Source organism: Trueperella bernardiae (assembly GCF_001469025.1).
Lineage (GTDB): Bacteria > Actinomycetota > Actinomycetes > Actinomycetales > Actinomycetaceae > Trueperella > Trueperella bernardiae.
Genome location: NZ_LNIZ01000006.1, coordinates 83,867 through 107,994 on the forward strand (window position 1 = coordinate 83,867; position 24,128 = coordinate 107,994).

Genomic DNA, 24,128 nt, shown 5'->3' on the forward strand with positions numbered 1-24,128 from the left:
TGTCGGAGCCAGCCCGTATGCTTGGAGCGAGGAGGTCGCATGCTTGTCGCCACAGTCAACGTCAATGGAATCCGTGCAGCCGCCCGCAAGGGCATGGGGGAGTGGATCGAGGCCGCGGACGCGGACGTCATCTTGCTCCAGGAGGTGCGCGCGCCCGAGGAGCTGGTCGCTGGCCTGATCGGCGATCGCTACCACGTGGTGGAGCAGGCCTCCGCCCTCAAGGGGCGCGCCGGCGTGGCGGTGGCGGTGAAGACCGAGTATGAGCTGGGCGCCGTGCGCCGCGGCCTGCAAGCGGGTTTGGAACCGGACGATGCGGGCGCGCTCGCGGAGCCGGCCGTGGATACTGGGCGCTGGATCGAGGTGGACGTGCCGGAGCTGGGCACCACCTTCGTCTCGGCCTACCTGCATTCGGGGGTGGCGGATAACGCGGAGAAGATGGCGGCCAAGTATTCTCACCTTGACAGGGTGACGTTGCGCTTGGCCGCGCTACGGGCCGAGCGCCCGGCCGACCTCCCGCACGTGCTCGTGGCGGGGGACTTCAACATCGTCCACACCCCGCTCGACATCAAGAACTGGAAGCCCAACCACAACAAGACCGCCGGCGTGCTCGATTCCGAGATCGCCTACCTCGACCGCTGGTTCGCCGACTATGTGGACACGCAGCGGGCGCTGGTGGGCGAGGCGCAGGGCCCATACACGTGGTGGTCCCAGCGCGGCAAGGCCTTCGATAACGACGCCGGGTGGCGCATCGACTACCAGATGACCACCCCGGACCTGGCAGCGCTCGCCGTCGATGCCCGGGTGGATCGGGCCAGCCAGTACGATATGCGCTGGTCGGATCACGCGCCGCTCGTCGTTGACTACCAGGACTAAGGAGAGACATGAGCGCGCAGATCCGAGAAAAGAAAAGCCCTCCGCCGGTGGCGGTGCGCAAGGCCATCCGGCTCGTTGAGTGGGTGATGAACCTGCGGATCGTACGGGCCTTCCAGCGCTACGGGGTGGCTCGCGGCGCCCAGCTCTCCGGCGGCATCGCCTACTCGGCGCTGTTCGCGCTGGCCGGAGCGCTCACCATCGGGCTGACCGTCTTCTCCTATACTCTGGGCGGCAATGATCAGCTGCGCGAAAACCTCTTCGCCACGATCGACACGGCTCTGCCCGGCATCCTCAAGACCGAGGCGAACGCGGGCGGCCTGCTCGATCCGAATGACCTGATCGTGGAGGATCCATTCAACCTGGCCTCCCTCGTTGCGCTGCTCGTGTTGTTATGGTCGTCGATCTCGCTCATGGGCGGGTTGCGCATGACGATCCAGTCGATGTTCGGCATCATCATGGTCCCCCGCAATGCCGTGGCCGCCAAGCTGCTCGACCTGTCGGGATTCCTGGTGCTCGGACTTGGGGTGCTGTCCACCACGCTGCTCGTCTCGGTCACCCAGCTCTTTGGGGAGAGGGTCTTCGACTTCCTCGGCATCTCGGGCGGCGCGGGCAACTCCCTCATCACGGCCGGCACCTACGCGGCGGCCTTCGTCATCGACGCCGCCGTGGTCATGTACCTCATCCGCGTCATGTCCGGGGTCAAGACCCCGCTGCGTGACCTGGCACTCGGCGGGGTGACGGCCGCGATCGGATCAGCCGTGCTGAGAACCGCAGGCACGGCCGTGGTGGGTTCGGCGTCGAACAACGCGCTGCTCGCCGGTTTCGCCGCGATCGCCACGCTGCTTCTGTGGATCAACTTCCTCGGTCGGCTCCTGCTCGTTGCGGCGTGCGTGGCGGCCAACCCGCCCGCCCCCGGCAAGCCCACGCCCTCCCAGGTGGAGCACCTGGAGGAGACCCCGAACTACGTCACGGAATCCGTACCCGACACGAAGAGCTGGGTGCATGACCCGCGCTCGGGCATCATCGCCCCCGACCCGCCCGAGCCCACCGCCGAGCAGACCCCGGAGTGGAAGGGCCTGCGCGAACGGCGCGCCCGGAAGCGGATCGAGGCCGCCGAACAGGGCATGCGCGAGGCCGAGGCCGCGCTCGCCAAGGCCCGCCAGGATTATAAGGATGGGGCGTGGGACGCCTTCTACGCCTCCACTCACTACACCACCAATTCGAAGAACGCCGCCGTCAAGAGGGGCGACGTCGTGATTGAGGATGAGCAATGATCCACGCCATCGTTCCCGCCGGCGGTGCCGGCACGCGCCTGTGGCCGCTCTCGCGGCGCAACTACCCGAAGTTCCTCACCGACCTCACGGGGGCCGGGCGCACGCTCATCCAGCAGACCTATGACCGGCTCGCGCCCGTGTCGGAGACCGTGACGGTGGTGACAGGCGTGGCGCACCGCGACGCGGTGGCCGCCCAGCTGCCCGAGTTGGGGGAGGACGCGATCATCGCCGAGCCCTCACCGCGCGATTCCATGGCCGCCATCGCGCTCGCCGCGGCCGTCATCGCCAAGCGTGCGGGGGACGTCGTGATCGGATCGTTCGCCGCCGATCACCTCATTGCCGACGTACCGGCGTTCCATGCGGCGCTCGCGGAGGCCGAGCGGGCCGCCGAGATGGGGTACCTCACCACCATCGGCATCACTCCCGACCACCCGGCCACCGGCTTTGGCTACATCTACGAGGGGGAGGTGCTTGCGGAAGAGGGGACGGCGCGCCACGTGCAGCGCTTCGTGGAAAAGCCCGACGCCGTCACGGCCGCCAAGTATCTCGCCACCGATCAGTACCGGTGGAACGCGGGGATGTTCGTGGTCAAGGCATCGGTGCTGCTCGGCGCGCTCGAGCGCTTCCAGCCGGGGTTGTACGCGGGGATCATGGCGATCGCGGCGGCCTACGACACGGCGGCGGGGCCGGACGTGCTCGCCGAACACTGGCCGGAGCTGAAGAAGATCGCCATCGACCACGCGATCGCCGAGCCGCTGGCCGAGATGGGCGGGGTCGCCGTCGTGCCGGTGGAGATGGGCTGGTCCGACGTCGGCGACTACGCCTCGCTGCGAGAGCTACTGGACGGGAGCGCGCACGTGGCCCCAGGCGGGAGAGCGCAGCCGGTGATCGCGATCGACTCCCCGGGCGCGCTCGTGTACACGCATTCGAAGCCAGTTGCCGTACTCGGTTTAGAAAATGCGGTGATTGTCGAGTCGGAAAATGCGATTCTCGTCACTAATATCGCGTGTTCGCAAGAAGTGAAAGCTATCGTAGAGCAGATTTCTGCCGTGGGTATGGACGAAATTCGGTAAAATCCCGGGAACATACATTAGTGCACAGATAGCTAATAACTGTTAAACGGGATTATTACGAAAAGATTACAGATTCGTCACTGTGCGAGAACCGCGCACACGCGCGCTAAAGTTGATGTGATCACTGCACAGGGGTAGTGAAAGTAGCACACGAAGGTTACGAAGGAGTTATCCGTGAGGAATTTCAAGAAGTTTGCGGCCGTCTTGGCCTCAACTGCTCTTGCACTCAGCGCCTGCTCTGGCGGCGGGGACAACGGTTCGGAAGGGGGCAAGTCCAACTTTAAGGCCTGCCTCGTCTCGGACGCCGGCGGTTGGGATGACCGCTCGTTCAACGAATCCGCATACAACGGCCTCATGCAGAGCAAGGAGTCGCTCGGTATCCAGGTCAAGACGGCCGAGTCGTCCTCGGACGCGGATTTCGCGCCGAACGTCGAGGCCATGGTCGCTGACGGCTGCAACATGATCATCGGCGTTGGCTTCCTGCTCGAGCAGCCGCTCCAGGATGCCGCTGCGAACAACCCGGACATCGAGTTCGGCCTGGTCGACTCCTTCTTCACCGACGGCGACGCCACCGTCACGGTTGAGAACGGCCGCCCGCTCGTCTTCAACACCGCCGAGGCCGCCTACCTCGCCGGTTACCTGGCAGCTGGCATGACCAAGACCGGCACGGTCGCCACCTTCGGCGGCCTGCAGATCCCGTCGGTCACCATCTTCATGGACGGCTTCGCCGACGGCGTGGCCAAGTACAACGAGGACATGGGCACCTCCGTCAAGCTTCTCGGCTGGGACAAGGCTTCGCAGGCCGGTGCGTTCACCAACTCCTTCGATGACCAGACTCTCGGCAAGCAGCAGGCCCAGCAGTTCATCGACCAGGGCGCTGACGTCATCATGCCGGTTGCCGGCCCGGTCGGCCTCGGTGCCGCCGCTGCCGCCCAAGAGGCTGGCGACGTCATGTTCATCGGTGTTGACTCCGACTGGTTCAATACCGCTCCCGACTACGCCGACCTCATGCTGACCTCGGTCATGAAGGAGATCGCGGCCTCCGTCGAGGATACGATCAAGGCTGGCTCGGAGGGCACGTTCTCGTCCGATCCGTACGTGGGTACCCTCGAGAACGGTGGCGTGTCCATCGCTCCGTACCACAACTTCGAGGACAAGGTTCCGGCCGAGCTGAAGGATGCGATCATCAAGCTCGAGGAGCAGATCAAGTCTGGCGAGCTCAAGGTTGAGTCTGACGCCTCTCCGAAGAGCAACTAGTCCTGTCTAAGCAACCTGGGGAGGCCCGGCCCGTCCAGGGCCGGGCCTCCCCGTTTACTGTCACAGGAAGGCAGACACGTGAAACTCGAACTGAGAGGGATCACCAAGCGGTTTGGGACCCTCGTGGCGAACGACCACATTGACCTTGTGGTCGAACCAGGCCACATCCATGCGCTTCTCGGTGAGAATGGCGCAGGTAAATCAACGTTGATGAATGTTCTCTACGGCCTCTACGAGCCGAACGAGGGCGAAATTCTTCTGGATGATAAGCCCCAGAAGTTCAACGGTCCCGGCGACGCGGTTGCCGCCGGCATCGGCATGGTCCACCAGCACTTCATGCTCATCCCCGTCTTCACGGTCGCCGAGTCGATCGCGTTGGGATACGAGCCCACGAAGGCCGCGGGCCTCATTGATATCGCCAAGGCGCGCAAGCTCGTCAAGGACGTCTCCGCCCGCTTCGGCTTTGACCTTGACCCGGATGCCAAGATTGAGGATCTCCCTGTTGGCGCGCAGCAGCGCGTGGAGATTGTTAAGGCGCTCTCGCGTGACGCCCGCGTCCTCATCCTCGATGAGCCCACTGCTGTGCTCACCCCGCAGGAGACGGACGAGCTGATGGCGATCATGCGCCAGCTCGCGGACGCCGGTACCTCGATCGTCTTTATTACCCATAAGCTTCGTGAGGTCCGCGCCGTTGCGGACGACATCACGGTCATCCGTCGTGGCAAGGTGGTGGGGGCGGCAGACCCGACCTCCACCGAGGCCGAGCTGGCCACCCTCATGGTGGGTCGCCCGGTCATGATGCAGGTGGAGAAGGAGCCGGCCAAACTGGCCGGCCCGGGCCTGGTGGTTGACAACCTCACCGCGTTCGACTCCGCCGGCACCAGGGTGCTCGACGGCGTGAGCTTCGAGGTGAACAAGGGTGAGGTCGTGGCCATCGCAGGTGTGCAGGGCAACGGCCAGACCGAGCTTGCGGAGACCATCGTCGGCCTGCAGGAGCCTGCGGGCGGCACGATTTCGCTCAACGGCACCGATATCACCGCACACGGCGTGCGTCAGACCATCGAAGACGGCATCGGCCAGATCCCCGAGGATCGCTCCAAGGACGGCGTGATTGCCAGCTTCTCGATCGCCGAGAATCTGGTGCTCGACCAGTACCGTGACAAGCCGTTCTCGGCTGGCGGCGTGCTTCGCCCCAAGGTCATTCACAAGAATTCGCTGGACAAGCAGGAGGAGTACGACATCCGCTTGACCTCGGTCTACGACCCAATCTCCACCCTGTCGGGCGGTAACCAGCAGAAGGTGGTCGTGGCCCGTGAGCTCTCGCGTGACCTTGAGCTGCTGATCGCGAACCAGCCCACCCGCGGCGTGGACGTCGGCTCGATCGAGTTCATCCACAAGCGCATCGTGGAGGTGCGCGACGCGGGCACCCCGGTGCTCCTCGTGTCCTCCGAACTGGATGAGGTGGTGGCGCTCGCTGACAGGATCGTCGTCATGTACCGCGGCCGCGTGATCGGCACCGTCCCCGCTGACACCTCGCGTGACGCGCTCGGCCTCATGATGGCCGGCGTGCCCCAGGAGGAGGCCCTGGCGATGTCGCAGACCCCGAAGGAGGAGCTCTAAATGGCTCAGAATACGACCTCCCCGCGCAAGGCGGGCGTGGGCACCTACATCAAGGGCTTGGTCTACAGGTGCGTGCGCTCCGGCTGGCTCGTGTCGGTGCTCGCGGTGCTCATCGCGTTCGTCATCGGTGGCATTCTTATTGCGCTCACCGGCTCGAACGTGCTTGAGGCCTACTATGCGATGTTCCGCGGCGCGATCTTCGACCCGCAGGGTTCGACCTTCGTTCGCCAGATCAAGCCGATTACCGACTCCTTCTTCTATGCCATCCCGCTCATCATCGGCGGCCTGGGCTTGGCTTTCGGCTTCCGCGCCGGCTTGTTCAACATTGGCGGTGCCGGCCAGCTGATCTTCGGCGCGCTCGGCGCGGCGTGGGTGGGCTTCAACATGTCCTTCCCGCCGGTCATCCACACCCTGCTCGCCCTGCTGGCGGGCATCGTGGCCGGCGCGCTGTACGCGGGAATCGCGGGCGTGCTCAAGGCGCGCACGGGCGCGAACGAGGTGATCGTGACGATCATGCTCAACTCGATCGCCACCCTCGCCCTTGGCTACATCCTTTTGCAGCCGGCCTGGCAGGTGCCCGGCTCGTCTTTCCCGAAAACGCCGACCGTGGCCGATTCGGCCGCGCTCAGCCCGTTGCTGCCCGCGCCGTTCAAGCTCCACGCGGGTATCATCATCGCCATCCTGGCCACGATCCTGTTTTGGTGGGTGCTCGAGCGCTCGACCTTCGGTTTCGAGGTCCGCGCGGTGGGCGCCAACCCGAACGCTGCCCGTACCGCGGGCATCTCGGTGGGCAAGGTGACCACGCTGACGATGGTCGTCTCCGGCTCTTTCCTCGGGCTCGCCGGCGCGAACGAGGCGCTCGGCACCATCGGGTACGTCTCGTCGAACGTGGCCGGTACGGTCGGCTTCGACGCGATCACGGTGGCACTCCTTGGCCGCAACAAGCCGCTCGGCACCTTCTTCGCGGGCCTGCTGTTCGGCGCCTTCAAGGCCGGCGGTTACATCATGCAGACCAGGGGCGTGCCGGTTGACATGATCCTCATCTTGCAGTCCATCATCGTTCTCCTCATCGCGGCCCCGGCGCTCGTGCGCTGGATCTTCCGCCTGCCGTCAACGAACACCGTCACGCTGCGCCAGTACATCACGCTGACCGAGCGCGGCATCGACGTGACCGAAGAGAACGCGAATGACCTGGTGGCGGCCGGCGTCGTCACTGAGAGCGTCAAGCCCGTGCGCGACGAGAGCCGGATCAGCGTGGCAGGGGACACCGCGGAAGCGACCGACGAGCTGAACAAGGGAGGCCAGCAATGAGCGTTGACGTTCGCAACGAGGCTCCGCAGGTGGCGGAGAATGAGGAAGTGAAGACTCGCCTGTCGTGGAAGCTTCCGATCACGTACGCGTTGGCGACCCTCCTGTTGGTCTTCTTCGCACTGAACGCCAAGGGTGAGACGATCCTGCGCCTGGGGCACCGTAGCCAGTCCTACACGATGGACGATGCCACGATTGACGCCCCGCTGTTCCTGTGGGTGTTTGCCATCATCGCACTCGCCGGCACCGTCTGGTCGATCCTGTCCACGCTCTCGCGTGGCAAGTACGGCAAGATGGGCCGCACCCTGGACCTGGTGACGATGCTCCTGGTGGGCACCGTGACCATCCTGTCCTTCCTCATCTTCGCGGGCGCCGGTTCGGCGGGCGCGGTCACGCTGACCTCCACCCTGGGTGCGACGGTGGCGATCTCCACCCCGCTCATCTTCGGCGCGATGTCCGGCGTGATCTGTGAGCGCGTGGGCGTGGTTAACATTAGCATTGAGGGCCAGCTCCTGGCGGGTGCGTTTGCGGGCGTGATGGCGGCGTCGTTCTTCAAGAACGCATACATCGGCCTGCTCTTCGCCCCGGTGGCCGGCGCGCTGCTCGGCGCCCTGCTCGCGCTGTTCGCGGTGCGCTACGGCGTGGACCAGATCATCGTGGGCGTGGTGCTCAATGTGCTGGCGCTCGGTCTGACCGCGTTCTTCTACGACACGATCATGACCCAGGACCAGCAGCTGTTCAACACGAACCGCTACTCGCTGAGTGCGATCAAGATCCCGGGCCTGTCCGAGATCCCGGTGATCGGCCCGATGCTGTTCAACCAGACCATCATCGTCTACGTCATGTACGCCGCGGTGATCTTCCTGGCGATCTTCATCTTCCGTTCCCGCTGGGGCCTACGCCTGCGCGCCTGTGGCGAGCATCCGAGGGCCGCGGACACGGTGGGCATCAACGTCAACCGCACCCGCACGCGCAACACGATCCTCGGATCGGCGATGGCCGGCTTCGGTGGCGCCTCGTTCACCATCGGAACGGGCCTGGCGTTCACGGACAACATTTCCGCAGGTAATGGATACATCGCCCTCGCGGCCATGATCCTCGGTAAGTGGCACCCGGTGGGTGCCATGGGCGCGGCCGTCAAGTTCGGCTTCGCCCGCGCGGTTGCCCAACTCGTGCCCTCGCTACACAGCGGTATCCCGTCCAACCTGCTCAACATGATCCCTTACATTGTGACCATCATTGCCGTGGCCGGCTTCGTGGGTAAGTCCAAGCCGCCGGCGGCCGAGAATATCCCCTACATGAAATCATGAATATTGACTGGAACGCCTTAAAAGAACTGGCGATTGAAGCAATGCATAGCGCCTACGCGCCGTACTCGGGTTACCCGGTGGGGGCGGCGGGCGTGACCACCGATGGCCGCTATGTCTCCGGTTGCAACGTGGAGAACGCCTCCTACGGCCTGGGCACGTGTGCGGAGAACGGCATGGTTTCCGCGCTCGTCCGCTCGGGCGGGGGTCAGCTCGCGGCGGTGTGGTGTGTGAAGGGCGACGGCGAAACCGCGGTTCCCTGCGGCCGTTGCCGTCAGTTGCTGTACGAATTTGGAGGGCCGGAGCTGCTGGTGTACATGCCCAAGACGGGACCCCAGCCGATGACGTACGTGCTCCCGGAGGCCTTCGGGCCGCGTGACCTCACCGCGTACGGCAGCGAAGACAGCGTTGACATGGCGAAGACGGTTTTTAAGGACTGATATGACGGAACAGTTTGATGTCGTTGACATCATCCGGGCCAAGCGCAACAAGAACAAGTTGACGCTTCCCGAAATCAATTGGACGATTGACGCCTACACCCGTGGCGTGGTGGGCGATGAGCAGATGGCCGCGCTCGCGATGGCGATCTTCCTCAACGGGATGGACCGGGAGGAGATCGCCCAGTGGACCCAGGCAATGATCAACTCGGGTGAGCGGATGGACTTCGCCTCGTTGGGCAAGCCCACCGCGGACAAGCACTCCACGGGCGGCGTGGGGGATAAGATCACCCTGCCGCTAGCCCCGCTCGTGGCTGTCTACGGCGTGGCCGTCCCACAGCTCTCAGGCCGCGGGCTGGGCCACACGGGCGGCACGCTCGACAAGCTCGAGGCCATCCCCGGCTGGCGCGCGGCGCTCAGCAACGACGAGGTCATGACCCAGCTCGCCGGCTGCGGCGCGGTGATCTGCGCGGCGGGCTCCGGCCTGGCGCCGGCGGACAAGAAGCTGTACGCGCTTCGTGACGTGACGGCTACCGTGGACTGCATCCCGCTCATCGCCTCCTCGATCATGTCGAAGAAGATCGCCGAGGGCACCGACTCGCTCGTCCTCGACGTCAAGGTCGGCTCGGGCGCCTTCATGAAGGACCTGTCGATGGCCCAGGAGTTGGCCCGCACGATGGTCGACCTCGGTACCGACGCCGGCGTCACCACCACCGCCCTGCTCACCGACATGTCCACCCCGCTCGGCCTCAAGGTGGGCAACGCCCCCGAGATCGCCGAGTCGGTGGAGGTGCTCGCGGGCGGGGGACCGGCCGACGTTGTCGAGCTCACCCTGGCGCTCGCGCGCGAGATGCTCACCGCAGCCGGCCAGCCCGACGCGGACATCGAAGAGGCGCTCAAGGACGGGCGTGCCATGGACAAGTGGCGCGAGATGATCCGTGCCCAGGACGGTGATCCGGACGCCCCGCTCCCGGTGGCCAAGCACTCTCACGACGTGTTGGCCGATGAGGATGGTGTGCTCACCGAGCTCGACGCGCTCGCTGTGGGCGTGGCCTCGTGGCGCTTGGGTGCCGGCCGTGCCTTCAAGGAGGAGCCGGTCCAGCTGGCTGCGGGCATCGAGCTGTACAAGAAGCCGGGCGACACGGTGAAGAAGGGCGAGAAGCTCATGACCTTCCTCACCGACGAAGATGGCCGTATCCCGCGTGCGCTTGAGGCGCTCGAGGGCGGCGTCGTGATCGGCGGAGAGTACAGGCCGCGCGAGTCGGTCGTGCTGGATCGCATCGCCAAGTGAACCTGTCCACTATTCTCGCGCGGCTCGCCCGCCCGGTCGTGACCCCGATCCAGTTCTCCTGGCCCGATGATTTCGTGGCCGAGGACTGGTTCGCCGACGACGCGGCGGGCGAGCCATACGGGGGCCGCCGGCTGGCCCAGTCCACGGGTCAGACCTGTGGCGCCATGGTGGTGCTGGCCGCCGGTATGCTCTTCGACCCGCTCCTGCGCGAGCGTGTGGAGCGCGAGGGGCCGGAGCGTGCCGAAGCTGAGATCTACGCCCAGTTGCGCCGCCGGGCGCTCGGCCCGCTCACCTGGCCGGCCGCCTTCGGCTCGCCGCCGTGGGCGGTGGCCAGGGAGATGACGGCGATCGCCCGGCAGGCGGGCTATGACGTCACCTACGTCAGCACGCCCGTGGATACGGACACCGAACGCGGGCGCGCGATCCTGCAATGGGCGTGGCACGCTGCCGGCGTCGGCCTGCCCGTGCCCCTCTTCACCGGGGGAGACCTCGCCGAGGGCGTGGCACGCGCCGTGCCCCGGCACGTCGTGCTGGCACTGCCGGCCGCCGATGACTCACCTGAACTATCCATCTACGACCCGGGGTCGGGATCCGTGTATCGCGTCCCCATCTTTTCCATGGCGCAGCGGTCAACGCCGCTGCCCGCCTTTGGGCACTGGACACGGCTTGTGTGGGCAGTGCTCCCGCAACCTATGAAGGAGTAAACATGACTGAAGTTTCAAAGATGATCGACCACACCCTGCTCAAGCCGGAGGCCACCATCGAGGACGTGGCCAAGCTGGTCGAGGAGGCCAAGGAGCTCGGCACCTTCTCGGTGTGCGTCTCCCCGTCGATGCTCCCGCTGCCGGCCAGCATCGAGCTGGGCGACGTCAAGCTGTGCGTTGTGGTCGGCTTCCCCTCGGGCGCCGTGGCCTCCGAGATCAAGGCCGCCGAGGCCGCCCGCGCGGTTGCCGCCGGTGCCGACGAGGTGGACATGGTCATCAACCTCGGCTACGCCAAGGAGCACGACTGGGACGCGCTCGGCTACGACATCGCCGTGGTCCGCGACGCGATCCCGTACGCCCTGCTCAAGGTCATCATCGAGTCCGCCGTGCTGACGGACGAGGAGATCGTCGAGGCCTGCAAGTGTGCGGCCGAGGCCGGCGCTGACTATGTCAAGACCTCCACTGGATTCCACCCGGCAGGTGGCGCCTCCGCCCACGCCGTCAAGCTCATGCGCGAGACCGTGGGTGAGGACCTCGGGGTCAAGGCCTCCGGCGGCATCCGCGACGCCGAGACCGCCAAGGCGATGATCGAGGCCGGCGCCAGCCGCCTCGGCCTGTCCTCCTCGCGCGCCGTCATCGAAGGATTCGTCAACTAGTATCTACGGAATCGGAGGCGTTGACGCGAGCCGCGTGACTGCCTCCCGCACGTGCGGTCCACGGAGACGCCGCCAGCTGGTGAAACGCGAAGGCCCCCGATTTTTCGGGGGCCTTCGCGTGTACGCAGGTGCTTAGAGTGTGAGCATCTGCGCCACATCTGCCTTGAAGCGCTCCATGCGCTCCTTGGCCGCCTCACGCGCCTGCGGGAGCGAGTCGGCGTCGGCCACGGGCACGATCACTTCGAGGTAGCACTTGACCTTCGGCTCGGTGCCTGATGGGCGTACAATCACGCGGTCGCCCTCGGAGGTGCGGATGCGCAACGCGTCCGTGGGCGGGAGGTCGGCGTTGCCCTCGGACAGGTCCTCGATGGAGGCCACGGGCAGGCCGAGCAGCTCGGTGGGAGGCTCGTTGCGCACCTTCGCCATCGTGGCCGGGATGATCGACAGGTCATCCACGCGCACCGTCACCGGGGCGGTGAGGTACAGGCCGTGGCGGATCGCCAGGGCATCGAGCACGTCCTGGATGGACTTGTCCTCGGCCTTCATCTTCGCCGCCGTGATGGCGAGCACGAGTGCGGTCGAGACGCCGTCCTTGTCCTTCACCAGCTCCGGGTAGGAGCAGAACCCGATGGCCTCCTCGTAGCCGAAGAGGATGTCCTTGGCACGCGCGATCCACTTAAAGCCCGTCAGGGTCGAGTGGTAGTCCAACCCGTGGTGTGCGGCGATCTGGGACAGCAGCTGGGAGGACACGATCGACGAGGCAAGCGAGCCCTTCGTACCGGCGGCTGCCGCGGCTGCGCCCACTTGCTCGCCCAGGACCGAGCCGATCTCGTCGCCTGACAGCTGACGCCAGCCAGACGGGGTGGGGATGGCGGCCGAGCAGCGGTCGGCGTCGGGATCGGAGGCGATGATGATGTCGGCGCCCACCTCCTGCGCCACCTTGATCGCCTCATCCAGCGCGCCGGCCTCCTCCGGGTTGGGGAAGGCGACGGTGGGGAAGTCCGGGTCGGGCTCGATCTGCGAGGGGACGTCGACGACATCGGTGAAGCCCGCTGCCTCGAGCAGCGGGTGGACCAGGCTCTTGCCCACGCCGTGCATGGCGGTGTAGACGATCTTCAGATCGCGCGGGCCGTCTGCCACCTGGGCGAGGGTGTCGGCCACGTAGTCGTCCACGATCGAGGCGGGGATGACATTCCAGCCCTCCGCCATCGGGACCTCGTTCGCCGCGGGGGCGGCCGCGATCTTAGCCGCGATCTCGCTATCGACCGGCGGGATGATCTGCACGCCGTTGCCGTCCGCGCTGGCCGCGCGCCCGCCGAGGTAGACCTTGTAGCCGTTGTCCTTGGGCGGGTTGTGCGAGGCGGTGACCATCACGCCGGCGTCGGCCCCGTACTTGCGCACGGCGTACGCTAGCAATGGGGTGGGCAGCTGGAAGGGCATGAGGTGGGCGGTGCCGCCTGCGGCAGTGACGATCGCGGCCGTGTCGCGCGCGAACTCATCCGAGTGGTAGCGGGCATCGTAGCCGATGACAACCACGAAGTCGTCGGCCACCGTCTCCTTCAGCCACGCGACCAGGCCGGCGGCGGCCCGGCGCACAACCGCCGCGTTCATTCGGTTCGGCCCGGCCTCCATGACGCCGCGCAGGCCGGCGGTGCCGAACTGGAGCGTGCCAGAAAAACGGTCTTCAAGATCGGCCGTGGCATCGGCGTCGCCGGCCTTAGCCGCCGCAAGAAGCGCCTCGAGCTCGGCTCGGTCGGAAGCCGAGGGGTCGGCGGCAATCCACGCCGCGACGTCGTCAAAAAGCTGTGAGGTCATCACATCTCCTTCGCAATTCGTTCAATGATGTCCGCGAGAAGCTGGGAAATGCGCGGGCCGGCAGCCTTGCCAGCCTCGAGCACTTCGGCGTGGTCAAGCTTGACGCTCGCCACACCGGCGGCCAGATTCGTCACGAGCGAGATGCCGAGGATCTCCATCCCCATCTCACGTGCCGCGATCGCCTCGAGTGCGGTGGACATGCCCACGAGGTCGCCGCCGAGCGTGGCCGCCATGCGGACCTCCGCCGGGGTTTCGTAGTGCGGGCCTGGGAACTGGACGTAGACGCCCTCTGCCAGGTCCGGATCGATGTCGTGAGCCATCCCGCGCAGGCGGGACGAGTACAGGTCCGTGAGGTCCACGAAGGTGGCGCCCTCAAGCGGGGAGGTAGCGGTCAGGTTGATGTGATCGGAGATGAGGACGGCGCTACCCGGGCCGGTCTCCTCACGGGTGGAGCCGCATCCATTGGTGAGGATGCAGACCTTCGCTCCGGCGGCCGCCGCAGTGCGCGGGCCGTGAGCGACGGCGCGCACGCCCTTGCCCTCGTAGAAGTGGGTGCGGGCCCCGAGCACCAGGGCGTGCTTGCCATCATTGAGGCGGATCGAGGTGAGTTTGCCTCCGTGGCCGGCCACCGCCGACTTAGAAAAGCCGGGGATCTCCTCGGCCGGGATCTCAGCCACGACCTCACCGATGAGGTCGGCCGCCCCGCCCCAGCCAGAGCCGAGAGTCAGCGCGATGTCATGCTTATCGACGCCCGTCACGTCGGCGATCTTTGCCGCCGCTTCGCGGGCCAAATCCATGTAATCCATGGCCGATATTTTACAGGAGTAGCACGGCCTGTGACCTGTGCCCATGGCATTATATGTGTGTTGCGGTGGTGATGCGTGCCATAACGGGCGAGCGGCGTCGTCGTCGATCCGGGCGGGCATGCACCAGCTGTTCATCTGCGACCTGTACGCTTGCCATATGGCAAAAAAGAAGCGTTACCGTAAGGGCCCCGTGATGTTGCGGGGCAAGCACATTCCGAACACCACCACGGATGCCAGGCTCTTGCGCCCATTCCAGGACCCCTCCTTCATCCACTCCGAGCCCTGGCGGATCATGCGAATCCAGGCCGAGTTCGTAGAAGGCTTCGGCGCGCTGGCCGACCTCGGCCCGGCGATCTCCATCTTTGGTTCCGCCCGCACCCCGGAAGACGACAAGTATTACCAGCTCGCCGAACAGATCGCGCGCGAGCTCGTCTCCCACGGCTACGGCATCATCACCGGCGGCGGCCCCGGCATCATGGAGGCCGGCAACAAGGGCGCACACGAAGCCGGCGGGGTCTCCGTGGGCCTCGGCATTGAGCTGCCTTTCGAACAGGGGATGAACCAGTATGTCGACGTCGGCATCGACTTCCGCTACTTCTTCGTCCGTAAGATGATGTTCGTCAAGTATTCCTTGGGTTTCATCGTCATGCCCGGCGGGTACGGCACGATGGACGAACTGTTCGAGGCCCTCACCCTCGTCCAAACCAACAAGGTCTCCTGCTTCCCTGTGGTGCTCGTGGGCAGCGAGTACTGGACGGGGCTCGTGGACTGGATCGAGGGCCGTCTGCTAGCCGACGGCTATATCTCCGAGGGTCACGAGAAGCTCTTCCAGGTGGTCGACACGGCCGACGACGCCGTCGCGGCCGTCCTCGAGGGCGTCCACCGGCTCGCGGAGGAGAAGCGTTCGAACGGGAAGTAAGCCCGGCGCGCGCCACCGACCTGGGACGGGGCCGCAAGTGAACACCTGACGCGGTCCACGTATTAACGTAGAATATGAGTATCGGGCGCAAACGTGCCCCGGAAGGAGTAACCATGGCAGCCATGAAACCGAGAACGGGAGACGGGCCGCTCGAGGCGGAGCGTGACCTCCACGGAACGACTTTGAGGATGCCTCTGGAAGGCGGAGGGCGCCTCGTGCTCGAACTGAGCGACGAGGAGGTCAAGTCCCTCCACGAGGTCCTGGGTAAGGTCCTTGAGCTTTAGCGCTTGACGCTCACTAACACACCGTCCCCGAGGGGAATGAGGCTGGAGACCAGGTCTTCAGCCTCAATCAATTCCCGGCCAAGGTTGCGCAGGGCCACCGTCGCCTCGTCGCGGCGGGCCGGATCCGCTACCCGATCGTCGTTCAGGGCGTGGGAGAGCACGAGCGTGCCGCCCGGGCGCAGCATCCGCAGGGCCTCAGACACGTCGCCCGCGGCTTCGAGCGGATCGCCGTCCACGAGCACCAGGTCATAGGAGCGTGAGGCGAGCCGGGGGAGTATGTCGGAACTGCGGCCGTTGATGAGCCGGAAGCGGCCGGGGCGAATGTGGGCCGCGGCCAGGTTCTCCCGCGCGTATCCCTGCGCTTCGGCGTCGGTATCAATGGAGGTCAGCACCGAGTCCGTGGAGGCGGCCAACAGGTAGAGGGCCGACACGCCCGTGCCCGTGCCGATCTCCGCAATGGTTTTCACGCCCATCGCGGCGAGGCAGGTGAGGAAATGTCCGGTGGCGGCCGAGAGCGCCTCCACCCCCAGATCCGCGGCGTGCTCACGCGCCACCCGCACCACGTCCGATTCCGCGACGATGTGCTCGGCGTACGTCCACGACTGGGCCTTATCCACTACCGCCCCTTTCTGTTGCTCTTTACCAGCATCTTAACGCGAACGTGGCCGGGGCGATGCCGGCCACGCACACTCTTCGCTGTCACTTACCTTAGTTGTCGATTGGCTTGACCCCGAGCGGGCGGCCGGCCAGCCCGCGGGCACGATGGGCGAGGGTCTTCGCCACCGCCCGGATCACCTCCTGCGCAGGCGACTGGCCCGGCTGGATCGCGAACGGGGTGCCGGCGTCGCCACCCTCGCGCAGGTCCTGCTCGAGCGGAACTTGCGCCAGCAGCGGCACGTTGTAGCCGAGATTGCGCGAGAGCTGGGCGGATACGGCGTCGCCGCCGCCCGCGCCGAAGATCTCCATGCGCGAGCCGTCCGGCATCGCCAGGTAGGACATGTTCTCGATGATGCCCACCACCCGCTGGTCGGTCTGCTTGGCCATGAGGCCCGCGCGCTCCGCCACGTCGGCCGCCGCCACTTGCGGGGTGGTGACCAGCACGATCTCGGACTTGGGGATGAGCGAGGACACCGACAGTGCGATGTCGCCGGTCCCCGGCGGCAGGTCGATGAGGAGGACGTCCAAGTCACCCCAGTACACGTCCGCGAAGAACTGCTCGAGCGCGCGGTGCAGCATCGGGCCGCGCCACACCACCGGGCCGTTCTCCGACATGAAGTTGCCGATTGAGATCGTCTTCACGTCGTGCACCACCGGTGGGATGATCATGTTGTCCACCACCTGCGGCGGGTGGGTCACACCCATCATTTGAGGGATCGAGAAGCCGTAGATATCGGCGTCGACCACGCCCACCTTCAGGCCCTCCTTCGCCATCGCCGAGGCGAGGTTGACGGTCATGGAGGACTTGCCCACGCCGCCCTTGCCGGAGGTGATCGCGTACACGCGCGTGAGGTTATCTGGCTGGGCGAAGGGGATGACCCGCTCGGGTTCGCCCCCGCGCAGGGTCTTCTTCAGCTCGGCGCGTTGCTCATCATTCATCACGCCCATGCTCACGGTCACGGATGCCACGCCTGGCATCGCGCCCACGGCGTTCTGGGTGTCGGCTGTGATCGTGTCCCGCAGCGGGCACCCCGCCGTGGTCAGATCGATCCCGACGACCACGTTGCCGGCCTCGTCGATCTCCACGGAGCGCACCATCCCCAGATCGGTGATCGGGCGCCGAATCTCCGGGTCAATGACCTTGGCGAGCTCGGCCTTAATGTCTTCAATGCTCGGTAAACTCATGCGTTTATCCTATCCTTGACCTTCGCCAGTTTCGAGCTGGGCAAGCCTCGCTTCGAGCTCGACGATCTTCGCGTCTTTCTCCGCGACCTCCTCTTCTCGCTCGAGGAGCCGTTCGCGCAATTCGAACTGGTCACGCATCTCGGAGCGCACGAAATCGCGGGTGGCGAGGTCCTGCATCGACATCCGCAGCGAGGCGATCTCGCGCAGGAGGAACTCGGTGTCGGCGAGCGTGCGCATTGCGTGCTGGCGGTCCTGTTCGGCGCTCACCCGATCGCGATCATCCTGCCGGTTCTGGGCGAGCAGGATGAGCGGGGAGGCGTAGGAGGCCTGCAGGGACAGCATGAGGGTGAGCGCCGTGAAGCCGAGCGCTGCCGAATCGAAGCGCAGGTGATCGGGCGCGAAGCTGTTCCACACCAGCCACAGCCCCACGAACAGGGTGAGCCAGATGATGAACTTCGGGGTGCCAGTGAAGCGGGCGATCCGCTCGGCAATGACCCCGGTGGCCTCCGAATCGACGGAGGCGCGCCACCTGCGCCGCCGCTTACCGAGTGGCTGATCGAAACTCTCAGGCATCGCGGCCCTCCTCGTCGGTGGGGTCTTCTAGCAGATCATCGACATGGCGTTCGTCGATATGGGTATCGATCTGCTCCTCGTCCGCATCGCGCCAATCCTCGGGCATGAGGTGGTCCAGCACGTCGTCGACCGAGACCGCGCCCACCAGCAACCCGTTGTCTACCACCGGCAAGATCGTGAGGTTGTAGGTGGCGAGCAGGCGGGTGATGGTGCCGATCCCGTCGTCGGGGGAGAGCGACTCCACCTGGTCAATGATCGAGCCGACCATCTCCGACGGCGGCTCGCGCAGCGCGCGCTGGAGGTGGACCACGCCCAGATACTGGCCCGTGGGGGTCTCTGTGGGCGGGCGCACGATGAAGCACATGCTGGCGATCGCCGGGGCCAGGTCCTCCCGGCGGGCCGCGGCGAGCAGCATAGAGATCGGGGCGTCGGGGGAGAGAATCATCGGCTCGGTGGTCATGAGGCCACCGGCCGTGCGCTCCCCGTAGGACATGAGGCGGCGCACGTCCTGGGCCTCGTCGGGCTCCATCTTCGACAGGAGGATCTCCGCCTGCGCGGGCGGGAGCTCGTTGATGAGGTCGGCTGCGTCGTCCGGCTCCATCTCCTCCAAGACGTTGGCCGCGCGCTCCACCTCAAGCGCACTCATGACCGTCACCCGGTCCGCGTCCGACATCTCCTCCAGCACGTCCGCCAGCAGGTCATCGTGCATGTGGCGCGAGACCGCGATGATGCGATCATCCGGGAGGTCGGACAGGAGGTCGGCAATATCGGGGGCCTTCAGCTCGTTGATCTGGGCCAGTAGCGCCGTGGCGGCCTGGTTGGCCACGCGCGTGCGCAGGCCCGTGACCGACGTGACGGGCACGATCTTCGTGTTTCCGGCCTCCGGCCCGCCGCGCGCCATCCGCACGTACAACGAGGTGAGCCGCCATTCGCGGTTCCCCTCCTGCTCGATTGCCACGTCCTCCACGACGGCCCGCCCTGAGCCGTCGTTGAACTGGACCTCGCGGTCCAGAATCTCGCCGAGCACCATGGTCTCCGACGGGCGCTTCTCAAAGCGCCGGATGTTGAGCAGGCCGGTGGTGATGACCTGGCCATTGGCGATCGCCGTCACGCGCGTGAGCGGCATGAAGACGCGCCGCTTGCCGGTCACGTCCACCACCAGCCCCACCGCAGACGGCTGGCCGCGCAGGCGGAAAACCACGACCACGTCGTGTACCTTGCCCACCCGGTCACCGATCGGGTCGTAGACGGGTGTGCCTGCTAAGCGTCCAATAAAAACTCGTGTTCTGCTTCCTGACATCTGTGTCCTTTCCCGACGGTGCGGGCTGCTTACTGCTGGAGGTGGGCCATCCACGCCTCCACCGCGTCGGCCGTGCGCGGGATGCCCTCCGAGAGGCGGATCGCCCCGTCCTCCGTGACCAGGATGTCGTCCTCAATCCGCACACCGATCCCGCGGAATCGTTCGGGGACCTTGAGGTCATCCTCACGGAAGTACAGGCCCGGTTCGATCGTGAAGATCATCCCCGGCTCCAGGTAAGAATCCTGGTAGAGCTCGCGCTTGGCCTGCGCGCAGTCATGCACGTCGAGCCCCAGGTGGTGGGACGTGCCGTGCGGCATCCACCGGCGGTGATACTGGGCCTCGGGGGAGAGGGACTCCTCCGCCGACACCGGCAACATCCCCCACCGCTCCAGGTGCTTGGCGATAACCTCCATGGCGGCCGCGTGGATGTCCTTGAACTGCACCTTGTCTTGGGCCACCTCAAGCGCGCGCTCGCAGGCCTCCAGCACGGCGTCGTACACCTCACGCTGGGCCTCAGTGAACTTTCCGTCGATGGGCAGGGTGCGCGTGATGTCGGCCGTGTAGAGCGAATCGACCTCCGCGCCGGCGTCGATAAGGATGAGCTCCCCGTCGCGCAAGCGCCCGTCATTCGTGATCCAGTGCAGTGTGTTGGCGTGATTACCGGCCGCGGCGATCGTGTCGTATCCCAGGCCGTTGCCCTCCTCGCGGGCCTTGGCTTGGAAGGCGCCCTCGATCACGCGCTCGCCGCGCCAGTGATCGATCGCGCGCGGCATTGCGCGGATCATCTCCTCAAAGCCGGATTTGGTGACATCGATGGCCTTGCGGATCTCCGCCACCTCGTAGGCGTCCTTCGTCAGGCGGATCTCCGAGGCGGCCTCGGCCAGGCGCGCGTCCGCCTGCTCCGCGCCCTCGGTCAACCCGTTTTGCTGGCGCAACTCGGCCACGAGGGCCTCCACCGCCGGATCGGACTGCGGGACCACGCGGATCTGTACCGCGCCCAGGTCCTTCGAGATCGCGTCCTTCATCTCATCAATATGGGCCACCTTCAACCCCGTGGCCGTGGACATCTCCTGCGCGCTCAGCCGCGGCCCCACCCAGAACTCGCCATGGCGGGAATCGGCGTAGAACTCCTCCGAGGAGCGCGGGGCGCGCGGGTGGAAGTAGAGGACCGCCTCATGGCCGCCCTCCACCGGGTTGAGCACGAGCACCGCACCCGGCTCGTCCTCCCCGCCCAGGCCGGTGAGGTGAGAAAACGCCGAGTGGGCGCGGAAGCGGTAGTCCGTGTCATTCGAGCGGACCTTCAGATCGCCCGCCGGGAACACGAGTCGCTCGCCCGGAAATAGCTCCGAGAGCCGCTTGTGGCGCGACGGGGTGTAATCAGCGACCTCCATGCGGGCCGGACCGGCGGGCCGCGCGCCCCAATCCTGGCCGATGAACTCGCGAAACGCCTGGCTCTGGGGGCGCTGCGTGCGGTTGTGTGCCTTTTCTTCGTTGGTCTGTTCACTCATATTTCTAGTATCCCACGTGCATCCGACAAACTTGAACCGAGGTTGCTCTAAGCGTGAAGGAAATTTAGCGTGGAGCCATGATCGACTTGCACACCCATTCCGCGCGCTCAGACGGCACGCAGAGCCCCACCGAGCTCATGAATTCCGCCCGCGACGCCGGCCTGACCTGCGTGGGCCTCACCGACCACGACACGATCTCTGGCTGGGACGAAGCCGGCCGTGCCGTTGCGAGAACCGGCGTCAGCCTGGTGCGTGGCATGGAGGTCACCTCCCAGTTTCACGACGACGGCGGGCGGGTCAGCGTCCACATGCTCGCCTACCTCTTTGACCCCTCGGCCCCTAAGCTCTCAGCACACCGCCAGCAGCTGCAGGAAAGACGGGCGGATCGGGCCCGGCAGATTGTCGACCGCCTCGCCCAGGACTTCAACCTGACGTGGGACGCGGTGGCGGACGTGGCCGGCGAGGGCGCCGTTGTCGGAAGACCCCACATTGCCGACGCACTCATCGCAGCCGGGGTGGTGGCGAGCCGCGAGGAGGCGTTCGCGCAGCTCCTGCACCCGCGCGGGAAGTATTACGTGCCGAACTACTCGCCGGACGTCTTCGACGTCATTTCGTGGATCAACGCCGCCGGCGGCCGGGCCGTCTTCGCCCACCCGATGGCCGCCACGCGCGGCAAGACCGTGCCGCTCGAGGCCCTGGACGAGATGGCGGAGGCCGGACTTTTCGGCGTCGAGGTCGATCACCGGGATAACCCCCTCGAGCGGCGGGAGGAGCTGCGCCAGCGAGCGCGATCACTCGAGCTTTTCCAGTTTGGCTCCAGCGATTACCATGGAGCAGGAAAACCGAACCGCTTGGGTGAGCACACCACGGATTCGGACACGCTCGCCGCCCTGGAAGAGGGCGCTTTCCTGGAGGTTATACGCCCGTGAATTTTGATGGGGCGCTGTTCGCGTCCGCCTTCGCCACGCTGCTGGTGATTATTGACCCGCCTGGCAACGTACCCGTGTTCATGGCGCTCACGCGCACCCTGAACAAGGCGGGGCGGAAGAAAGTGGCATTCCAGGCGAACTTCATCGCCCTCGCCCTGTTGCTCCTGTTCGGCTTCTTCGGCTTCTTCCTCTTCGGCTACATGGGCATCTCGCCCGAGGCCCTGCAGATCTCGGGCGGCCTGCTCCTCCTTCTCGTGGCGCTCCAGCTGCTGACGGGCAAGGAGGAGGACCCGGGCTCGGCCGGCGGCACGATCGCGGTGGCCATGGTGCCGCTCGGCACCCCGCTACTGGCGGGCCCGGGTTCGATCGTGGCGTTCATGCTGCTCATGCGCGATTCGGCCGGCGATCCGTGGGCTCAAGCCACCGTGATTGGAGCGGCCGTGACGGTGCTACTGATTTCTTGGATCTCGATGCACTTCGCCGGGGCGATTATGCGCCTGCTCGGCGAGGCCGGCGTCATGCTACTCACCAGGCTCTCGGGCATGCTGCTGGCCGCGATCGCCACCCAGCTCATCATCGCTGGCGTGCTCGGCGTCATTCGGCCACTGACCAGCTAACGCGCGTAAAAGGAAGGTGTCCCTGCAAGAAAGCGGGGACACCTTCCTTTTACGCGCCTTATGCGCGAAGCTTGTGCTTAGGCCTCGGGCGCCTTACGCACCCGACGCCGGCGCGGCTTATCGGTACGCGGCTTATCCGTGCGAGGCTGCTCGGAGGACTCGGACGCCCCGGAGGAGACACGGGTGCGGGTGCGCTTGCGGCCCGAGCGGCCGGCCTCACCCTTACCACGGCCCCCGCGGCCCTTATTACCGCGGCCGCCACGCCCGCGACCGCGCGGGCCCCGGCCGGTCTCGCCCAGGTCCTCGATCTCCTCGGCGTCCAGGCCGGCGCGCGTGCGCTGGGAGCGCGGCAGGCGGCCGGTGACCTCGGGGTCGATGTCGAGGTCGGTGTAGAGGTGGTCGGACGTGTGGTACGTCTCCACAGGCTCGGGGTAGCCGAGGTTCAAGATCTTGTTGATGACCGACCAGCGCGGGGTGTCCTCCCAATCCACGAAGGTCACGGCCGTACCGGCCTGCCCGGCGCGGCCCGTGCGGCCAATCCGGTGCAGGTAGGTCTTCTCGTCCTCCGGGCACTGGTAGTTAATGACGTGGGTGACGTCGTCGACGTCGATACCGCGCGCCGCGACATCGGTGGCAACCAGCACGTCGATCTTGCCGTTGCGGAAGGCGCGCATCGCCTGCTCGCGGGCGCCCTGGCCGAGGTCGCCGTGGAGGGCGCCGGTGGCAAAGCCGCGCGACTCGAGCTCGTCGGCAAGGCGCGCGGCGGCGCGCTTGGTCCGCGTGAAGATGATGGTCAGGCCACGCCCGCGGGCCTGAAGGATGCGGGCCAGAACCTCGCTCTTGTTCAGCGCGTGGCAGCGGTAGACGACCTGCTTGACCTGCTTGACGGTGGCCGAGTCGTCGTCGGGATTCTGTGCCCGAATATGGGTGGGCTTGGACATGTAGCGGCGGGCCATCGTGATGACCGGGCCGGGCATGGTAGCCGAGAACAGCATCGTGTGGCGGTTCGGCGGGGTGGAGGAAAGGATCGCCTCGACGTCCTCGAGGAAGCCCAGGTCGAGCATCTCGTCGGCTTCGTCGAGCACCACGGTATGAGCGTGGGAAAGATCGAGCGTGCGGTGCTTGCCCAGGTCGATGATGCGCCCGGGGGTGCCCACCACGATCTCCGCGCCGCGGGCGAGTTCCTTGACCTGCGGCTCGTAGGCCTTGCCGCCGTAGACCTCAACCACGCGCACGGAGCGCTTCGCGGCGATGTCGCGAAGGTCGCCCGCCACCTGCTTCGCCAGCTCGCGCGTGGGGACGACGACGAGGCCCTGCGGCTTGCCGGGCGCGCGCAGTTTCTCCCAGCCTTCCTCGTCCGGGCCGATGACCTTCTCCACCATCGGGATGCCGAAGCCGAGGGTCTTGCCCGTGCCTGTCTTGGCCTGGCCGATGATGTCCGAGCCCTTGAGCGCCACCGGGAGGGTCAGCGCCTGAATGGGGAAGGGGTGCGTAATGCCCTTCTCGGCCAGGGCCTCGACGATGTCATCCGAGACGCCGAAGTCGGCAAAGCTCTTCGTCTCTAGCTCGAGCTCAGAGCCGGAGGCCTGGATGTCAGCTTTTGGTTCGTTCGCCGGGCGCACGGATGCCCCGGAGGTATTCACAATTCCAGAATGCACAGTATTCACTTTCGACATGGGGGCGCCGTGTGCGCCCGGGCAGCCGATCGTGAAAATTCTTTTGAACAAACGTGACG

23 protein-coding genes are annotated in these 24,128 nt (G+C 66.1%); 15 read left to right on the forward strand and 8 right to left on the reverse strand.

Features of this window, described 5'->3' with window-relative positions; all coding sequences use genetic code 11:
- Window positions 1–39 precede the first annotated feature (39 nt).
- The 11 genes from AQZ59_RS06775 (at window position 40) to deoC (ending at window position 11,800) form a co-directional block, all read left to right on the forward strand.
- Window positions 40–873, forward strand: a complete 834-nt coding sequence (locus AQZ59_RS06775) for an exodeoxyribonuclease III (RefSeq protein ID WP_062613915.1) — start codon at window positions 40–42, stop codon at window positions 871–873.
- Window positions 874–881: 8 nt separating this feature from the next.
- Window positions 882–2,147 carry a YihY/virulence factor BrkB family protein gene (locus AQZ59_RS06780; protein WP_062613916.1) on the forward strand — a complete coding sequence of 422 codons (1,266 nt, stop codon included), beginning with the start codon at window positions 882–884 and terminating at the stop codon, window positions 2,145–2,147.
- Complete coding sequence (locus AQZ59_RS06785) at window positions 2,144–3,220, forward strand: mannose-1-phosphate guanylyltransferase (protein WP_062613917.1); 1,077 nt, start codon at window positions 2,144–2,146, stop codon at window positions 3,218–3,220. Before AQZ59_RS06780 ends, AQZ59_RS06785 begins: the two co-directional genes overlap by 4 nt.
- A gap of 174 nt (window positions 3,221–3,394) precedes the next feature.
- A complete protein-coding gene (locus tag AQZ59_RS06790; RefSeq protein ID WP_062613918.1) occupies window positions 3,395–4,477 on the forward strand; it encodes a BMP family lipoprotein in 1,083 nt (360 codons plus the stop codon).
- Window positions 4,478–4,555: 78 nt separating this feature from the next.
- Window positions 4,556–6,097 carry an ABC transporter ATP-binding protein gene (locus AQZ59_RS06795; RefSeq protein ID WP_062613919.1) on the forward strand — a complete coding sequence of 514 codons (1,542 nt, stop codon included), beginning with the start codon at window positions 4,556–4,558 and terminating at the stop codon, window positions 6,095–6,097.
- Window positions 6,098–7,408: an ABC transporter permease gene (locus AQZ59_RS06800; protein ID WP_082661210.1), complete on the forward strand. Its 1,311-nt coding sequence runs from the start codon at window positions 6,098–6,100 to the stop codon at window positions 7,406–7,408.
- On the forward strand, window positions 7,405–8,715 hold the full coding sequence (locus AQZ59_RS06805; protein ID WP_062613920.1) for an ABC transporter permease: 1,311 nt from the start codon (window positions 7,405–7,407) through the stop codon (window positions 8,713–8,715). Before AQZ59_RS06800 ends, AQZ59_RS06805 begins: the two co-directional genes overlap by 4 nt.
- The gene (locus tag AQZ59_RS06810; RefSeq protein WP_062613921.1) at window positions 8,712–9,152 is read left to right on the forward strand and encodes a cytidine deaminase; all 441 of its coding nucleotides are present in this window, start codon (window positions 8,712–8,714) and stop codon (window positions 9,150–9,152) included. The genes AQZ59_RS06805 and AQZ59_RS06810 overlap by 4 nt, the downstream gene beginning before the upstream one ends.
- A 1-nt stretch (window position 9,153) precedes the next feature.
- Window positions 9,154–10,440: a thymidine phosphorylase gene (locus AQZ59_RS06815; RefSeq protein ID WP_062613922.1), complete on the forward strand. Its 1,287-nt coding sequence runs from the start codon at window positions 9,154–9,156 to the stop codon at window positions 10,438–10,440.
- On the forward strand, window positions 10,437–11,144 hold the full coding sequence (locus AQZ59_RS06820; protein ID WP_062613923.1) for a hypothetical protein: 708 nt from the start codon (window positions 10,437–10,439) through the stop codon (window positions 11,142–11,144). Before AQZ59_RS06815 ends, AQZ59_RS06820 begins: the two co-directional genes overlap by 4 nt.
- Window positions 11,145–11,146: 2 nt before the next feature.
- Entirely contained in the window at window positions 11,147–11,800 is a 654-nt protein-coding gene (gene deoC / locus AQZ59_RS06825; protein ID WP_062613924.1) for a deoxyribose-phosphate aldolase, read from the forward strand.
- 132 nt (window positions 11,801–11,932) lie between these two features.
- On the opposite strand, the gene AQZ59_RS06830 is transcribed toward deoC, so the two are convergent.
- Both AQZ59_RS06830 and AQZ59_RS06835 read right to left on the reverse strand, forming a co-directional pair.
- Entirely contained in the window at window positions 11,933–13,615 is a 1,683-nt protein-coding gene (locus tag AQZ59_RS06830) for a phospho-sugar mutase (RefSeq protein ID WP_062613925.1), read from the reverse strand.
- Window positions 13,615–14,421: a purine-nucleoside phosphorylase gene (locus AQZ59_RS06835; RefSeq protein WP_152994731.1), complete on the reverse strand. Its 807-nt coding sequence runs from the start codon at window positions 14,419–14,421 to the stop codon at window positions 13,615–13,617. Before AQZ59_RS06835 ends, AQZ59_RS06830 begins: the two co-directional genes overlap by 1 nt.
- Before the next feature lie 157 nt (window positions 14,422–14,578).
- Here AQZ59_RS06835 and AQZ59_RS06840 point away from each other — a divergent pair, with 157 nt between their 5' ends.
- Together AQZ59_RS06840 and AQZ59_RS08990 are read left to right on the forward strand one after the other, a co-directional pair.
- A complete protein-coding gene (locus AQZ59_RS06840) occupies window positions 14,579–15,340 on the forward strand; it encodes an LOG family protein (RefSeq protein WP_062613959.1) in 762 nt (253 codons plus the stop codon).
- 113 nt (window positions 15,341–15,453) lie between these two features.
- A complete protein-coding gene (locus tag AQZ59_RS08990) occupies window positions 15,454–15,624 on the forward strand; it encodes a DUF3117 domain-containing protein (protein ID WP_068538472.1) in 171 nt (56 codons plus the stop codon).
- Here the strand turns inward: AQZ59_RS08990 and AQZ59_RS06845 are convergent.
- The 5 genes from AQZ59_RS06845 to AQZ59_RS06865 all read right to left on the reverse strand — a co-directional run bounded on the left by AQZ59_RS06845 (window position 15,621) and on the right by AQZ59_RS06865 (window position 20,847).
- Window positions 15,621–16,241 carry an O-methyltransferase gene (locus tag AQZ59_RS06845; protein ID WP_062613927.1) on the reverse strand — a complete coding sequence of 207 codons (621 nt, stop codon included), beginning with the start codon at window positions 16,239–16,241 and terminating at the stop codon, window positions 15,621–15,623. The two genes, AQZ59_RS08990 and AQZ59_RS06845, sit on opposite strands and share 4 nt — an antisense overlap.
- Before the next feature lie 91 nt (window positions 16,242–16,332).
- Entirely contained in the window at window positions 16,333–17,466 is a 1,134-nt protein-coding gene (locus AQZ59_RS06850; protein WP_062613928.1) for an Mrp/NBP35 family ATP-binding protein, read from the reverse strand.
- Window positions 17,467–17,475: 9 nt separating this feature from the next.
- A complete protein-coding gene (locus AQZ59_RS06855) occupies window positions 17,476–18,039 on the reverse strand; it encodes a DUF1003 domain-containing protein (RefSeq protein WP_062613929.1) in 564 nt (187 codons plus the stop codon).
- Entirely contained in the window at window positions 18,032–19,339 is a 1,308-nt protein-coding gene (locus AQZ59_RS06860) for a magnesium transporter MgtE N-terminal domain-containing protein (protein WP_062613930.1), read from the reverse strand. The genes AQZ59_RS06855 and AQZ59_RS06860 overlap by 8 nt, the downstream gene beginning before the upstream one ends.
- Before the next feature lie 29 nt (window positions 19,340–19,368).
- A complete protein-coding gene (locus tag AQZ59_RS06865; protein WP_062613931.1) occupies window positions 19,369–20,847 on the reverse strand; it encodes an aminopeptidase P family protein in 1,479 nt (492 codons plus the stop codon).
- Window positions 20,848–20,924: 77 nt separating this feature from the next.
- Between AQZ59_RS06865 and AQZ59_RS06870 the strand changes: the two genes are divergently transcribed.
- Together AQZ59_RS06870 and AQZ59_RS06875 are read left to right on the forward strand one after the other, a co-directional pair.
- Window positions 20,925–21,776, forward strand: a complete 852-nt coding sequence (locus AQZ59_RS06870; protein WP_062613932.1) for a PHP domain-containing protein — start codon at window positions 20,925–20,927, stop codon at window positions 21,774–21,776.
- The gene (locus tag AQZ59_RS06875) at window positions 21,773–22,393 is read left to right on the forward strand and encodes a MarC family protein (protein WP_062613933.1); all 621 of its coding nucleotides are present in this window, start codon (window positions 21,773–21,775) and stop codon (window positions 22,391–22,393) included. Before AQZ59_RS06870 ends, AQZ59_RS06875 begins: the two co-directional genes overlap by 4 nt.
- Window positions 22,394–22,470: 77 nt before the next feature.
- On the opposite strand, the gene AQZ59_RS06880 is transcribed toward AQZ59_RS06875, so the two are convergent.
- On the reverse strand, window positions 22,471–24,069 hold the full coding sequence (locus AQZ59_RS06880; RefSeq protein WP_062613934.1) for a DEAD/DEAH box helicase: 1,599 nt from the start codon (window positions 24,067–24,069) through the stop codon (window positions 22,471–22,473).
- Between the last annotated feature and the right edge of the window lie 59 nt (window positions 24,070–24,128).